General features: G+C 47.7%; 16 protein-coding genes and 1 pseudogene. 9 read left to right on the top strand and 8 right to left on the bottom strand.

The features are described 5' to 3' along the window. Nucleotides 1-32 precede the first annotated feature (32 nt). Entirely contained in the window at nucleotides 33-887 is an 855-nt protein-coding gene (locus BS639_RS14190) for an AraC family transcriptional regulator (RefSeq protein WP_084983410.1), read from the top strand. Here the strand turns inward: BS639_RS14190 and BS639_RS14185 are convergent. Beyond that, nucleotides 822-1,460, bottom strand: a complete 639-nt coding sequence (locus BS639_RS14185; RefSeq protein WP_084983409.1) for a LysE family translocator — start codon at nucleotides 1,458-1,460, stop codon at nucleotides 822-824. The two genes, BS639_RS14190 and BS639_RS14185, sit on opposite strands and share 66 nt — an antisense overlap. Before the next feature lie 309 nt (nucleotides 1,461-1,769). Between BS639_RS14185 and BS639_RS25295 the strand changes: the two genes are divergently transcribed. After that, nucleotides 1,770-2,009, top strand: a complete 240-nt coding sequence (locus BS639_RS25295; protein WP_084983408.1) for a Hok/Gef family protein — start codon at nucleotides 1,770-1,772, stop codon at nucleotides 2,007-2,009. 68 nt (nucleotides 2,010-2,077) lie between these two features. On the opposite strand, the gene BS639_RS14175 is transcribed toward BS639_RS25295, so the two are convergent. The 3 genes from BS639_RS14175 to BS639_RS14165 all read right to left on the bottom strand — a co-directional run bounded on the left by BS639_RS14175 (nucleotide 2,078) and on the right by BS639_RS14165 (nucleotide 4,915). Continuing rightward, a complete protein-coding gene (locus BS639_RS14175; RefSeq protein WP_055773645.1) occupies nucleotides 2,078-3,406 on the bottom strand; it encodes an NAD(P)/FAD-dependent oxidoreductase in 1,329 nt (442 codons plus the stop codon). 42 nt (nucleotides 3,407-3,448) lie between these two features. Then, nucleotides 3,449-4,060 (bottom strand): helix-turn-helix domain-containing protein, encoded by a 612-nt coding sequence (locus BS639_RS14170; protein ID WP_055773646.1) that lies wholly within the window; start codon nucleotides 4,058-4,060, stop codon nucleotides 3,449-3,451. An 84-nt stretch (nucleotides 4,061-4,144) separates the two neighbouring features. After that, a complete protein-coding gene (locus BS639_RS14165; RefSeq protein ID WP_228779711.1) occupies nucleotides 4,145-4,915 on the bottom strand; it encodes a substrate-binding periplasmic protein in 771 nt (256 codons plus the stop codon). 302 nt (nucleotides 4,916-5,217) lie between these two features. On the opposite strand from BS639_RS14165, the gene BS639_RS14160 reads away from it, so the two are divergent. Both BS639_RS14160 and BS639_RS14155 read left to right on the top strand, forming a co-directional pair. Next, the gene (locus BS639_RS14160) at nucleotides 5,218-5,868 is read left to right on the top strand and encodes an amino acid ABC transporter permease (protein ID WP_055773647.1); all 651 of its coding nucleotides are present in this window, start codon (nucleotides 5,218-5,220) and stop codon (nucleotides 5,866-5,868) included. A 1-nt stretch (nucleotide 5,869) separates the two neighbouring features. After that, nucleotides 5,870-6,661 carry an amino acid ABC transporter ATP-binding protein gene (locus BS639_RS14155; RefSeq protein WP_084983407.1) on the top strand — a complete coding sequence of 264 codons (792 nt, stop codon included), beginning with the start codon at nucleotides 5,870-5,872 and terminating at the stop codon, nucleotides 6,659-6,661. Nucleotides 6,662-6,668: 7 nt separating this feature from the next. Here BS639_RS14155 and BS639_RS14150 read toward each other — a convergent pair whose 3' ends face one another. Together BS639_RS14150 and BS639_RS14145 are read right to left on the bottom strand one after the other, a co-directional pair. Further along, on the bottom strand, nucleotides 6,669-7,745 hold the full coding sequence (locus BS639_RS14150) for an NAD(P)H-dependent flavin oxidoreductase (RefSeq protein WP_084983406.1): 1,077 nt from the start codon (nucleotides 7,743-7,745) through the stop codon (nucleotides 6,669-6,671). A gap of 272 nt (nucleotides 7,746-8,017) precedes the next feature. Beyond that, nucleotides 8,018-9,223, bottom strand: coding sequence for an MFS transporter (locus BS639_RS14145; RefSeq protein WP_084983405.1), 1,206 nt, complete (start codon nucleotides 9,221-9,223; stop codon nucleotides 8,018-8,020). A 147-nt stretch (nucleotides 9,224-9,370) separates the two neighbouring features. Here BS639_RS14145 and BS639_RS14140 point away from each other — a divergent pair, with 147 nt between their 5' ends. Both BS639_RS14140 and umuD read left to right on the top strand, forming a co-directional pair. Next, a complete protein-coding gene (locus BS639_RS14140; protein WP_084983404.1) occupies nucleotides 9,371-10,279 on the top strand; it encodes a LysR family transcriptional regulator in 909 nt (302 codons plus the stop codon). Between the two features lie 85 nt (nucleotides 10,280-10,364). Continuing rightward, on the top strand, nucleotides 10,365-10,787 hold the full coding sequence (gene umuD / locus BS639_RS14135; protein ID WP_055773652.1) for a translesion error-prone DNA polymerase V autoproteolytic subunit: 423 nt from the start codon (nucleotides 10,365-10,367) through the stop codon (nucleotides 10,785-10,787). 149 nt (nucleotides 10,788-10,936) lie between these two features. Here umuD and BS639_RS14130 read toward each other — a convergent pair whose 3' ends face one another. Beyond that, the gene (locus BS639_RS14130) at nucleotides 10,937-11,617 is read right to left on the bottom strand and encodes a nitroreductase (RefSeq protein ID WP_055773653.1); all 681 of its coding nucleotides are present in this window, start codon (nucleotides 11,615-11,617) and stop codon (nucleotides 10,937-10,939) included. 95 nt (nucleotides 11,618-11,712) lie between these two features. Between BS639_RS14130 and BS639_RS14125 the strand changes: the two genes are divergently transcribed. The 3 genes and pseudogenes from BS639_RS14125 to BS639_RS14120 form a co-directional block, all read left to right on the top strand. Next, on the top strand, nucleotides 11,713-12,642 hold the full coding sequence (locus BS639_RS14125) for a LysR family transcriptional regulator (RefSeq protein WP_084983437.1): 930 nt from the start codon (nucleotides 11,713-11,715) through the stop codon (nucleotides 12,640-12,642). Between the two features lie 198 nt (nucleotides 12,643-12,840). Then, complete coding sequence (locus BS639_RS25185; protein WP_267463935.1) at nucleotides 12,841-12,972, top strand: hypothetical protein; 132 nt, start codon at nucleotides 12,841-12,843, stop codon at nucleotides 12,970-12,972. Then, nucleotides 12,972-13,409 (top strand): annotated as a pseudogene (locus tag BS639_RS14120) (Y-family DNA polymerase); the annotation flags it as partial. The gene BS639_RS25185 and the pseudogene BS639_RS14120, both read left to right, overlap by 1 nt. Before the next feature lie 401 nt (nucleotides 13,410-13,810). On the opposite strand, the gene BS639_RS14115 reads toward BS639_RS14120, so the two are convergent. Continuing rightward, nucleotides 13,811-15,140: UvrD-helicase domain-containing protein (locus tag BS639_RS14115; RefSeq protein WP_084983403.1), on the bottom strand; the 1,330-nt coding region annotated here is incomplete at its 5' end.

Genomic DNA, 15,140 nt, shown 5'->3' with positions numbered 1-15,140 from the left:
TTTATTTCGCTAATAACCAAGGTAAATGTCACGTGCCGCTGCAATCTTCTGAATGGTTCAGTAATAAAGGGGTCGAATGTTCACGGGTCATGGCCAAAAATGACGCGTTCCCTCGTCATTTGCACGATGAATATGTCATCAGTGCCAACCTGCGCGGTACAGAAGAAATCTGGATGGACGGAAAATATGCACAAGTGGGCGCAGGCCAAGTCACCGTTTATAACCCTGCAACCGTCCAGTCTTCCCTATTTGGCAATGACGGCGTCGAGTTTGTCAGTATTCATCTCCCACAATCAATACTAAAAGATCTGGTCGTTCGGCAAAATCTCCGCAATAGTAATCAGCCGCCGACGTTGAAGGAAGGTGTTTTGGGTAACAGGCTACTATTTAATGCCATTCGACGCTTTGCTCACAAAGCAAAGGCTGAAGATGCTGAAGACCAAGAGCAGGAGCTGCTCCTGTTATGCGGCGCACTGCTGGAAGATTTCGTTCCACGAGACAGCAACGGAGACCAGGCTGTGAGGCAGGTTAAGTGTTATTTGGCCGAAAACTTAACCATAAAACCTCAGCTCGATACGCTGGCACTGCTTTGTGGTTTAAGCAAATACTATTTAATACGGCGTTTCACTCAGTTAATCGGCATGCCGCCGCTGCAATATCACATGCAGCTACGGTTGCAACGCGCACGTGACCTGCTGCGCGACAATGTTCATCCGTTGGATGCTGCGCTGGCGTTAGGCTTTTACGATCAAAGCCACTTTATTAATTCTTTTCGCCGAATGATGGGCGTTACGCCTTATCACTACGTGCACCAGCTAAATTTAGGCAGCAATAAATTCCCGATAACCAGAGGCAATCACATAAAACGCGAAATAGCTAAATATTAACGCCGAAGCTATGTAAGAGTACTTTAGCAGCCGATTACCCAGCAACCTGCCACCCAAACTCCCAACCGCGCACATCACGCAGGTCCAAACCACGCCAGCAATAAAAAAACCGCTTAAAAACCATGATGAAGCCAACACGCTATGTTGACCCATGCGGGAAATAAGCGCACCGCCTATGGTAGCAAACCATAAAATAGCGGTAGGTGAAGATATTGCTAGCAGCACGCCTCGGCTGAATTCGCGCAGCAAAGAGCGATATTGATGATTATCTTCAAGCGGCAAATCCGCCGCTCCTTTACAGGCCGCTAGCAACATTTTTATTGTAAACCACACCAATATGGCCCCCCCACCAATCCACAAAGCCCAGCGCACCGTTTCAAACTGCAATAAAACGGCCATCCCTGCCAGCGCCAACAGCGCATAAATCAAATCCCCAATGCAGGTGCCAATTCCTAACCAAAATCCGTGAAAATATCCCCGCTGCATTGCCAGCGTAATCATCGCTATATTGGCGATGCCAATGTCCAGGCACAGTGAAAGGCTAAGGAGAAAGCCGCTAGAAAATTGCATCATAATATCGTCCCCTGACAAGTAAGACGCTTACTAAAACACAGGGTCAAAGACAGGTATTGGAAAAAATTGCGGCTTATTACTTAAAAAACACAATAACCTGTTTAATTAAATCATTTAATAAACAGTCAATACACTAACGACTTCATTAATAATGTAATTTGAACGAATTATTTACATCGAAATTAAACACGGTAGGACGCATTAATACTGCTACTCTTTGCTCGGGTGCTCTGGATCTTTCTGTCCCGAGCATGAGCGTTTATTGTTAGATAATTGTGCCTGTGGCAGAAAGAGAAAGACCCCGAGTTAATGTTAATCAACCGAGGTCTATCTGCATGCATAAGAAACATCAGGTTAGCCTCTTACCCGCCGAAAGGCAAGGACAAGGGGGCAATGATGCCGCAAAAACTGAAAGTACTGAGTTTACTTGTTATATGCGTAACGATTATTATGTTTACCTATATAACGCGTAATTCACTTTGCGAATTACATATTAAACAAGGGAAAACGGAGGTTGCGGCTATTATGGCCTGCGACTCTTTTAGGTAAAGCAACCCATCGGCGGAGGTTCGCCTCCGCCAGTTGGTTGAATGACATGAATCTTTGAGCACCCTTTTTTACATCATCTGCGGCTGCCGTATTTTACTGCCGTCACTGAAGCGACTTAGCCGATAGGCCGACATGTCAGTATACGGTTTTTCATTCATCACCTGCTGTGTAATAAGCCGTGCGGCACCAGGACCTATACCAAAGCCATGACCACTGAAACCCGAGGCAATAATAAATCCGGGAATTTTTTCGCTTTCATCGATAACCGGCACGAGATCGGGTGTGGTATCAATCCAGCCACCCCAAGCGTGATCAACCGCTATCCCTTTCAACGCGGGAAACACACGTTCGATTTCAGCCAATCCCAGCCGCAAAATTTGTGCATCGGCAGCAGGATCTAATACGCGGATTTTTTCGAACGGTGATGTCTGGTCAAAGGCCCAGCTACCCGCTGCCTCAGGGCCATTAAAGAAGGAGCCGTTAATTCTAAACTTCAATTTCTTAGCCACTTTGCTGCGATACATCGGTAGGAATTTTGTTACATAACGTAGATTTTGCGGAGCAAGATCCATACGACCTAATCCCGGAACTGCCACCGTGTAGCTCCCGTCCAGTCGGCGCCGCATCGCAAGGTTTGGCATGCTCAAACAGCCCTTAACAACCTCTGGAGCTGACGTGGTTTTAAATGCGGTACCGAGAATGTTTGCGGCAGGCAGCTCAATGCCGTGACGCTGACAAAAACGCGCACTCCAGGCTCCGCCACAGCAAATCACTTTATTCGCTTTCATCAGCCCCCGCTCAGTCCACACGCCAGTCACTCGCCCCGCACTTATCTCAAGCCCTCGGACTGCACACTGTTGCTGAATATTGGCTCCCAAACGCTGTGCGCCGATCGCCAACGCGGGCGCGGCTTTCGAAGGTTCTGCTCGACCGTCGGTGGATGACCAGACGCCGCCTTTCCAATCTCCACGAGTTCCGCTGCGCGTTGAGGCCTCTTGCGCGGAAAGCATCTGGCTAGTAAAGCCTAACGCCTGCGCCTTTTTTCCCCAGGTTTCCCATTTTTCGAGGTCAGACTCTTTATTTGTGCAGTACAAAATACCGCTGCGCCTAAACCCTAAATCGAGGCCAATTTCTTCACCCAGCTCTCCCCAACGCTGCAGGCTATTCATCGCCATCGGCAACTCATAAAGGTCGCGGTTCTGTTGACGAACCCATCCCCAATTACGGCTCGACTGCTCACCTGCAATCACACCTTTTTCGAGCAACGCTACCGACACCCCCTGTTTTGCCAGCTCATAGGCCGTAGCGGTGCCAATTATCCCGCCACCAATAACCACAACGTCTACCTCTTTCGGGAAAGAAGTGCTGTTTGAAACCGCATCAATTTTCACACGCATACATCCACCCTGTAGCAGTAAAACGCTGAGTGATAAGGAAACTCATAGATACTTATCTGGCTGAACCAGCATTATCCATAAAACCTGCGCTTGTGTAGCGCTATGATTAAATACGTTGTGCAGCAAATTACTTTTGAATTGAAAACTGTCGCCCGGATAAAGCACGGCTTTATCGTCGTCAATCTCAAGCGTCAGCTCTCCGCTCAATAGCAGACCCGCTTTTTCACCGTCGCCCACCAGCATTTGTTCGGAACGCGTCTGGGCAGGTACGTCGATTAGCATGAATTTGATATCGTAATCTCCCTGAGGAGAGAGCAGCGATTTTGCAATGCCGTGTTTACCGACGTGAAAATGTGGGCGATCCTTTTCTCGGCGAATATAGTGCTCAATGCCCTGCGTCACCGCTTCGTCACCTTCAAGAAAGGTCGTCAACGGAACGTTCAACACTTGGCGCAGTTGTTCAAGCATGCGAATTGTCGGGTTAGTGAGATTACGTTCAATTTGACTGATAGTACCGGCAGAAACGCCGGCCAGCGTTGCCAACTCGCTAATGGTCAAATTGCGTGCTTTGCGCATTTTCTTCAGGCGCAGGCCAATATCAGCCTCCAGCGAACTCACCACGGGCTCAGATCCTTTGAGATTGCTTTTGGTCATCCGGTTATTCCTGTCAAAATATGGCCACGCGCGTCACGTTGTTAATGCCAAGGAAATGCGCCCTTTGCGCATCCCCCTGAAACACTACTGTGGCATGTTCCATTTGGATTTCAACGTTGCCAGCGTGCCATCGGCCTTCATCGCGTTCAACGCATCGTTAATTTTTGCCAATAACACGTCATTGCCTTTTTTGACCCCAAATGCCATTGGCGAAACGGCCATTGGCTGATATCCCTCTACCACGTGCAGACCTTTCAACATTCCGGCCTTTTCCTGCGCTTTTAATATCGGGTAGTCACTCAGCCCACCGGCAATGCGCCCGAGCTGGAGATCGCGCGTCATATCGGCCGGGCTGTCGTACAGCTTAACTTCTTTCGCAATACCGCTGTTGATAAGCTTTTGCGCATAGTCAGTGCCCGACGGACTGCCAATCGTCTGGCCTTTGAAGTCTTTCCAGTCAGTATACTTTTGTTTATTGTCATCGCGCACAATCAAACCATCACCAAACGCCGTCACCTCCTGAGAGTAAGAAATAAACTTCTCACGAGCTGGCGTCGGCGTCATGCCGGCAACAATCATATCAATTTTACCGGAGATAACTGACTGAATCAGCGTCGGGAATGGCACCGCTGAAAAATCCACATCAAGCTTTTCCCGCTTGGCCACTTCCCTTGCCACATCAGGCATAAAACCTTCAATTTTTCCCGTCTTGGTATCTAGAAATGTCGTGGGTGCGCTGGAGGGTGGCGAGCCAGCTGTCAGCATCGCTGCGTGAGAAGCAAAGGTAGACGACAACAGCAATATCGCGGCCATGCCACGGTTAATATTACGGAGTGAAACCATCGATTTCTGCATGACTGTCCCTCTAGATTTTAAATTGAGTTCAAAGTTGCCCGCGTACTATTTAATATAATGAATTTTCACTCCTCACTGTCAAGCATCAATTTAAAAATTGACAAACTTTCTCAATTTTCAAATTTAAATGAGTTATATCAATAAGTTAAATTACATTACTTTATCGAAGTCTATTATAAGAAAGCCCTATGACGCGAGCATTGCAAAGATATTGACAGCAAGTCGATGAGTGTTGATATTCATTATAATGAAGAAACTCAGCAGAGAATCTCCCTTAATGGCAATAAAAAGGAGGATGGAAGATGGACTGGAGTAGTATTGGCACCTATGTACCCTTTTTGCTCAAAGGGGCCGAAACGACGATTTTTATCACCCTCATCTCACTGGTGATCAGCACACCGCTAGGCCTGCTGTGGGTGGCGGGTAAGATGAGTCCGTGGAAGTTTATCTCTTGGCCGGTGTCGGTGATTATTAACATCACCCGCGGCCTGCCGATGATTGTTGTACTGTTCTATATCTATTTCGTTTTCCCGGATATTGGAATTACGCTCACCTCACTACAGGCCAGCGTCATCGGTATCGCCTTCTGTTTTTCAACCTATATTGCCGAAATTTTTCGCTCGGGTATCGAGTCTATTGACCGTGGACAGTTCGAGGCCGCGCGCTCAATGGGCATGAGTTTCAGTAAGGCAATGCGCCGAGTGGTGCTGCCGCAGGCGTTTCACGTTGCCCTCCCCCCCTACAGCAATACGCTGGTGATGATGCTGAAAGATTCTGCACTTGCCTCAACGATTGCGGTAACAGAAATGACCCGACAGGGACAGCTTATCGCGGCATCAACCTTTGATAACACTACGGTTTACACCCTGGTTGCCATCCTCTATTTGGTGCTATGTCTACCGCTAATGGCGTTAACCAAGCGGCTGGAAACGCGTCGTTTGAGAGGAGCCTGATATGATTAAAATTAATGAAGTACATAAACGTTTTGGAAATATTGAGGTTCTGAAGGGGGTGAGCTTTGAGGTCAATAAAGGAGAAGTTGTTTGCCTGATTGGCCCTTCCGGTTCGGGAAAATCTACAATTTTGCGCTGTATTAACGGACTAGAGACTTATGAGGAAGGTGATATTCACGTATTAGATCAGCGAGTTAATAGCCGAGATAAACGTATTAATGACTTACGCCGCCAGATAGGGATGGTTTTTCAGCGCTTCAATCTTTTTCCACACCGTTCAGTGCTTGAAAATGTGATGGAAGGCCCAATTCATGTAAACGGCGAATCGCGTGCGGTAGCGGAGAAACGCAGCAAAGATCTGCTGGCGCTGGTTGGCTTGGCCGATAAAATTAACGCCTGGCCCGCCCAGCTCTCCGGCGGCCAGCAGCAGCGCGTGGCGATCGCAAGAACGCTTGCGCTTCAGCCTCAGGCCATACTGTTTGATGAACCGACCTCGGCCCTTGACCCCGAGCTGGTGGGTGAAGTGTTGCAGGTCATGCGCACTTTGGCTAGAGAAGGCATGACCATGGTGGTGGTGACGCATGAAATGCAATTTGCCCGAGAAGTTGCCGACCGTGTGTGCTTTTTACACGGTGGATTAATTGTCGAGCAGGGTCCGGCTGACCGCATTTTGGGTAATCCCCAAGAACCCCGGACCCAAGACTTTCTTAAGCGCGTGCTGGGCACGGCCACAGCCACAGCCACAGCCACAGCCACAGCGGCGCATTGTGAAAATTGCCGTTGTGTTAGGTAACTTTTACTTATACCAAAAGTGATTTACGCGCTTCGGCCCACTCCGCAGCCAGCGCGCGCGTGAGTTCAAAAGCTGGCATCTCACGGCATAATACGGCTCCCTGACCCGCCCAATTTGGCGAATAGGAGAAAATGCCTTTTTCCTTGGCCGCCGCGTGCAGTTTCATCGCCGCATCGTAGGCAAAGGGATAGTCAGGGATTTGCCGTTGGCCATCGGGCACTATACTTCGCTGGAAGACACCGATAATTCCGCGAGCAGGCCGCCCAGAAATGGCCGCAGTGATCGCCGTTCTTGCCGCGCCCTCACCTTTCAGGCATTCGCGATGCGCGGCGGTTGCAGAAGATTCAGGGCATAGGATAAATGCCGTTCCAAGCTGCGCACCCACAGCCCCTAGCCGCATCGCCGCATCGATACCCACACCGTCCATAATTCCCCCGGCGGCAATTACCGGCAGTTCGCTATTGCGTGCAAGAATTCGCAGCAGCGGGAAAAGCCCTAGCGCGTCATCCTCTTTTGCAAAAAAGTTACCGCGATGTCCCCCGGCCTCAACGCCTTGGGCCACAATCGCATCAGCATGAACAGTCGCCGCCAATCGCGCTTCCCGCAGGTTAGTGACACACACCAGCACTTTGCCACCGTAGGCATGAATTTTGTCGACGACGTGCTCGGACGGCGCGCCAAAATGAAAACTGACAAGGGCAGGTTTTGTTTCTAACACCACCTCGAGCATTTTTTCACTGGATTGAAAATTCTGATAAATCTCGTTAAGGACGGTCGGCACAAGAGCATCATGTGCTTGAAAATGTACATTAAGATATTCCAGCCACTTCTGATGCACGTCATGATTAAGTTTGGGCGCAGCATGGCAGAAAAAATTGACGTTGAACGGCCTGTCGGTGAGTGATTTTGTCTTTTGAATTTGATCGAACGCTGACTCGGGTTTGGCATTCCCCAGGCCTAGCGACCCTATTCCCCCCGCGTTGGAGACTGCGGCTGCCATTTCAGGCGTACTCACGCCAGCCATCGGCGCCTGGATAATGGGCAATTCAATCTGAAGGTCGGTAAAGATATTCTGGTATTTCATTACTTCCTCTTTTATGAAAGTAATCGGAAAGCAAGGGTCACAACGGAAGCTTCCGACAGGTTCGAATAATCACCACGATTAATACCAGAATAGAGTGCCGATACTGCCGCTGCCAATCCTCCTTATGGAGTAAATGTTTTCCTTTCCAGCGCGATATTTCAGTAGAGACTTGCTGATTTTTTACTGCTCAGACGTTCAATCATTCGCGCCACACCAGCCCAGCCAATGATAGCAGTGGCGCATAACACCCCTTTAAACCTATAGATCCTGCTTTAGCGGGTTGCTCGAGTCATCATGATTAAAATCAACCCAGCCAACACGAAACCTGCTGAGACGACCGGAATATAGGCAGGACCCATATTGTTGATGAAAAGCCCACCAATCAATGCACCAAAACCGATGGCGGCGTTGAATACCGCAACGTTAATCGACGTTGCGGCATCTGCTCCGCCTTTTACTGCGGAGGCACCATTGAATACGCTGGTTTGAAGCAGTACAGGAAGTGCGCCATACGCCGCGCCCCAGATGCCAAAAGCAACCACCATCAAGGTGCCACTAACGGCGACCATATTCATGATAAGCAGGCTGGCAGTTAGCATCGTCGTGACAATGATTAAGCAGGCTCGCAATGATTTTGCCGCGAAAGGCCCGATGGCAAAGTTGGTAATAACACCGGCACCGCCGTAAATGAGCAACATCACGCTGATTTGCGCCGCGCTCTGGTGCGCTATTTGTTTCAAATACGGTGCGATGTAGGTATAGGCTAAAAAGTTTCCGGTCACGACCAGTGCAGTCACGCCGAAAATGGCCCTCAGCCCGCTATTGCCAAGAGTGCGCGACACTGCGCCACGAATAGAGGAATTGGAAATTTTCACTGCTGGCACCGACCAGACGATAATGATGAATACCACGAGGCTTAATACAGCAAGTGCAGCAAACACCGCACGCCAACCTTCATGTTCACCAATAAGGGTTCCGGCAGGAACGCCTAATACGGTCGCCAAAGAAACGCCGCCGAATACTACTGAGGTCGCGCGAATGCGGTTACGGGCAGAGACGAGATGTGCGGCAGTAACGACTGCCGTTGACCAAAATACCCCTATCGCGGCGGCGACCATAATGCGGCCGATAAGCACCAAAAAATAACCCGGTGCCAGATACGTCACCAGATTGCCCAGACAGCAGACTGCCAAAAGTGAAGCCATCAGAACCTTTCTATTCATGGAGCCAAAAACACGGGTTAATGGCGTCGCCGTAAGTGCTACCAGGAAGGCAAAGCAGGTCACCAGATAGCCTGCTGTGCCGAGAGAAACTTTCAAGCCTGCGGCCATTGATGGCAGCACGCCGACCGGCATCAGTTCAGTACTGACGAATGAAAAACAGCCCAGGCTTAACGCCAAAACGGCAACCACGCTGCGCGCGTTGGATATTGTTGGCCCATGTGCGTGAGAATGTGTGTTTGTAGTATTTGAGTGCATGAATGTTTTTTCTTATATCGTTTAAAAACAAGGATTTCAGCCTACCGTCTGCCAGAGTTAAGCCCTCGGTATGGAACAAATTGTGAGTTTTTTGCCACGCTTTTGCGATAGCATAGAAGGCATATCATTTATGACTGAGAATCAACAATGAGCGTATTCAGTTCGCAACTTCTTGAAGGCGTTGATGTTATGGCTGCGGTGGTCGACACCAAAAGCTTTAGCGGCGCGGCTGAAATGCTGGATATGTCGCAATCAGGTATCAGCAGAGCCATAGCCCGTCTTGAGGCACGACTCGGTATCCGAGTTTTTGAACGCACCACGCGCTCGGTAAGATTGACGGACGAAGGCCACAAGTTTTATGAACAAGTGATGCCGCTCATCAGCGCACTGGCAGAAGTCACGGGAAGCGCGGCGGGTAATCTACAAAAAGTGTCTGGACGACTGCGCGTAAACGTCGACCCGCTTTTTTCCAGCCATATTTTAGGGCCAAATCTTGGGTCATTCATGGAAAGCCACCCCGATCTGGAAATAGAGCTGCGCAGCCGCGATGAGCTAGGTGATTTAGTGGCAGAGGGCTTTGATCTCGCGCTCAGATTTGGACATCCACAGCCATCCTCGCTGGTCGCAAGAAAGTTGTTCGAAACTCGGGTATTTGCGATGGCATCGCCGGCATATACAGTGAAATACGGACACCCTACCCACCCCAGCGAGCTGGAAAGCCCTCATCACCGTTGCATCATGTTTCGAGAACCCGTGACAGGCAAACCCTTTCCGTGGGAGTTCCATAAAGGTCGTCATTCACTGACTATAAAACCAAAGGGTACCCTCACCGTTAATGATTCTGCCACGGTCGACAGCATGTGTTTAGCGGGTCTGGTTATTGCGCAGTTATTTGAGTTCGGATCTGAGAAATACCTCGAGTCTAAGCAGTTGATCAATCTTTTTCCTTCCTGGTCGGATAATCGTTTTCCGCTATACGCCTATTATCCCTCCCGGCATCACGTTCCTGCAAAGACCCGAGCACTGCTGGATTTTGTCATAAGCTTGGTACGATAAAGGGGGTCGGCAAAACCTTTCTTTCCAAATTCCTCGAATCATGATTATACTGTATGAATGCACAGTATAATCATGGAGCAGTATGATGACTTTTTCTCGCCCAGCAATTTCGCCCGTCGAACTCAACACCCCACTTTTTCAGGATAAGGTGCCCGCAGGCTTTCCCAGTCCGGCACAGGATTACATCGAAAAAGGCATAGATTTAAACAAGTTATGCGTTAATCATCCGGCGGCGACCTACTTCGTGATGGCGACGGGAATGTCGATGATTGATGCGGGGATTTATGAAGGTTCGATGCTGGTGGTGGACCGGAGTCTTGACGCCAAACACGGCGACATCGTCATTGCTTCCGTGGCGGGTGAGTACACAGTGAAACGACTTTGTACCCACCCGATTGTGAAACTTGAGCCAATGAACCCTAACTTCCCCCCCATTATTCTGAACTATGGCGTTGACGAGGTTGAGATTTTTGGCGTCGTTACCTTCAGCATTAACGGGTTTCAGTAAGGAAGCTGGATTTCAATTAACAAAACAGTACTCTTTGCCACCGTTCATTCTATACATATTAAAAGCCGAACAATGTTTTCGCTATGTCCCCCGCAGCATCTGAAATTCAAATTGGGCCAGTAAAATTCTCAAGGCCCTATGGCAGCGATTTAGCCGTGCATTCTCACACTTGTTGCTACGGGTAAACGGGGCTGACGTATTTTCGCAGAAGGTGCGGTGGTATCGGCGTAGCCAAATGAAATACCAAACAGCAGGCGATAATCGTCGGGCACACCTAATGCCGCCCTAATTATATCCGCATGAAAACCCAGTAATGTCTGTGGAATGCCCGCATAGCCACGCGCAGTGAGGGATAACAAGAAACTTTGTGCATACATACCGATGTCAGAGGCAACACGGATGTTGTCTCCAAATGAAGGCATAAATAAAAAAGCGGCATGTGGTGCGTTAAAAAATTGATAGTTTTTCAAGTACATCTCATGACGCTTATCTTTATCATCACGCGCTATCCCTAAAGAATCGTAGTAAAGACGTGCCTGATCCTGGCTACGCGTGTAGTAGTCGCCGAAAAAATCGTCATAAGAGAAGCTAAAATCTGGCGTCTGTTTCCCCGCCAAATCGTTGGCTATCATCGCCTGTGCCAGCTTATTTTTGGTCTCGCCTGAGACAACATGCACATTCCAGGGCTGAGTATTGCAGTTAGACGGTGAATACTGTGCGTCTTGCAGCACTTCTTGAAGTTGCTCATCGGTTAATGGCGTAGGTAAAAAAGCACGCGTCGAGACACGCTGACGAACGGTTTCATCAAAAGCCAGTATTGGGGTAGTCATAGAAGTCTCCTCTGTGGTTGTCGGTCTATTTTATCGAGGAAACGCATTCGAAAAAACACTACAATAGCGCAAAGACCATTGCGGATTACGCACAGATGAATAAGCTCAACCAAATTAACGTCCGCTCTATGCAGCTGTTTCTGGCTATCGTTCGGGAAGGAAATTTGTCTGAAGTTGCTCGACTTGAAAGTCTGGCGCCCTCTTCTCTATCACGCACAGTTCAACAGCTTGAACAGGCACTGGAAACCCAGCTTCTGTACCGCAACACGCGTGCGGTGATTGCTACCGAAACGGGGCTGATTTACGCAGAAACTTTCCGAGAAATGCTGCTTCAGCTTTCAGATGCGCAAACGTTGGTCGACGAGCGCCGCAGTGAACCTGGCGGTCGCATCCGCATTAATGCTCCCATTTCTTTTGGCCTGCGACACATTGCGCCCAGTATCAGTGAGCTTAGCGAGCGCTATCCCGCGCTAAATATCGAATTGAATCTCAACGATGATTACATTGACCCCTTCGCTGATAGCACTGACCTGCTGCTGCGAATTTCATCAATGGAAGATACAGAACTGCACGGTCGCCTGGTCGCAAAGCAGCGCTGTCATTTGGTGGCAAGTCCGGAATATATCAAACGTTATGGCAGCCCGAAAACGCCTGAGGAGCTTCAACAGCATCGCCTGCTGGCCTATCGGGGGAAGAGTGGATTACAACGCTGGAGGTTGCATAAAGGAGAGGAAAACTGGCAGTTTACGCCTGCCGCAAAGATAGTCTCTGATAATGCCGAATTGCTGCTGCAGGCCGCTTTTGACGGTGCGGGAATACTGCTTTTCCCTGACTGGCAGGTTGGCGAGTTACTCAAACGTGGCGTGCTTGTCGAGCTAATGCCCGGCTTTGCTGCTGCTTATGGTCCGGTCGATCAATCGGTGTACCTGCTCTATCCGGGAGGGAAACATCCTTCACTGAATACCCGAGCAGTCATCGACTTTCTGCTACAAAAATTCGGCCAGCCACCTTATTGGCGCTACTAATTTACTGTCAGAAAAATTTTTTACTCGTCAATTCATCGCATTATCATTCTGGCCCATTTGGCGACTTCCAAATCTCTGAATGCACAGATACACTGTATTTATATACAGTATACCTGAATGCATGCATGACGTCTCACGCACTGACAGACTCATCGTTATGCCCGATTCAGCAGCATCGAATGTGCACAGAGAGGAAATATGTTTAACAGCGCACCCGAGAAATACGATCCACCGATGAACCACAACTTCCCCCCCATTATTCTGCTCGACGGCGGAGACGAGATGGCCAGTTTTTCCGTCTTAACCCTCGTTATTGACGGGTTCCAGTGATGTTTGCCCTCGCAGACGTTAACTCGTTTTATGCCAGCTGTGAGGCGGTATTCAGGCCCGACTTGAAGGGTCGCCCGATTGTCGTGCTCTCAAACAATGACGGCTGTGTGATTGCCAGAAATACCGAAGCAAAGCTGCTGGGCATAAAAATGGGTGCGCCGTTCTTTAAAATGCGCCGCGAGTGTGAGCAGCATAATGTGGTCATTTTTAGCAGTAACTACGCCCTGTACGCGGATATGTCCATCCGCGTAATGACGGTGCTTGAAGAGATGTCTCCCAAGGTCGAAATTTATTCGATTGATGAAGCTTTTCTGAATCTTGATGGCGTTAGCTACTGTAAAAATTTGGAAGAGTTTGGCCGAGAGGTGAAAGACAAAGTCTACAAATGGACCGGCCTCAGAATTGGTGTCGGCATTGGCCCGACTAAAACACTCGCCTTATACAGGGATCAATTTTTTTTACGCGATAACGATACTGCAGCCTTTTATACATATGCTACTAGCATATGCTTGTCACATAATCTGGCGCATTTTTTAGCTAATCATTCAACTTCGACGGTATGAATGGGGTTTTACGTTAGGACTGTATTAATTTACAGTGCGAGGCTGAGATCCAACCTTACGAGAATGATATATTCATTGAGTTAAATGGTAGTTTGGATGATTAGAAGAAGCTCATAACAGCAGCATGCCACAAGGACACGGACATTGGTCAGCGACGAGTACTTGTACCCTTGCGGTACTATTGGAACTGGAAGATGTATGCGCTCACGAAAATACAGAGCGCATTCTTAAGGTTTAGGTCACTCGAAACTGTTAAATGCGTCGCTGACAAAGTTTTAATCGTAATTATAATGGTAATCTTTGAGAAGTTTCGCTGTCTGATAGGGCTTTCCATAATAGTCGCGTTTCTCAGCTATTAGATAAAGGTTTTTTTTCGCTCTCGAACAAATAACATAAAGAAGCTTTGATTCTGAATCCTCAGCTTTAGCTGGATTTTCCTTAATCTCCGCTCGGTGAGGAATAAACCCCCTAAGCATTCCAAAAGCAATAACGACATCGTATTCTTCACCTTTAACACCGTGGCAACTATTTATAACGACACCGGTTGACTCCCGAAAGAACACTCTAAAAACATCTATGTTATCATCATATTGATCGGCATTATTACTGATATTATTACCCGCTTTCTCAAAAAAAATATCATATGAATGCTTCAAGGACTCATTGTCATCGAGTGATAGACCGATATTTTCAAGTAAATATTCGCAAGCTTCAGCCAGAAAAAGCGTTCCTTTCTTTTCCTCTGATGAGAATGCATTCATGACTTTAAGTAAATCTTTTGGCTTCCAAGAAAATAAATGATGATTGTAATTACTGAATGTGTTCAGGATGTTATTTGCCCACCTGATTCTTGAGGTAAACAATCGTCCAGAGGAGTCTGTAAGTAAAATTTTCACCACATAAAACCAAACATTATCTCTTTGTCCGAAAAATGGAGAAAGAGAAGGTGCATCAAATCTTACCTCAGGAACTAATGTCGTGAGTCTTTTTGCCATGAATTTGATTGGCGCCCATTGAGGTGCAATGATGCAAATATCTTTTTCACTAATACCAGATGCTATCTCAGCCCTGATTATTTTTGCAATTTCTTCCGGTAGATAATCTTTTTCAATATCATTGTCACGTAAACAAATCTTTCCTGGTTCATTGGAATGTTTTGCTTTAGACAACTGACCGTGGACATTTCTGAAAATAGAAAAATAGTCAACTAACCTCTGTGTGGATCTGTAGTTGTCGTTGAAAGGGAAATCCTTAATGTTCGAACCAATAAAAAGATTTTTTACTTCCTCAATAGATTTTGATGCTCCGAAGCCATCATAAATAGACTGGTTGAAATCCCCAACCAAAAACAAATTTTGCTTTACAATGGATTCATTATAAATAGATGATATTATTGAGTACTGGAGGGTTTGGGTATCTTGTACTTCATCTATGCAAATTAACTCAAATAGACTGCCTAGTACCTGTGCGATCTCTTTTCGCTCAACTAGTACACGATGTGAAAAATACAATACTTGGTCAAAATCTATCTTCTTATGCGTTAAAAGATACTGTCTGAATGATCTTTCAACCCACTCTTTACTTTCATTTTCGTTGTATATACTT

The organism is Rouxiella silvae (genome assembly GCF_002093625.1).
Classification (GTDB): Bacteria; Pseudomonadota; Gammaproteobacteria; order Enterobacterales; family Enterobacteriaceae; genus Rouxiella; species Rouxiella silvae.
This window is presented reverse-complemented; position numbering and strand designations above follow the sequence as displayed.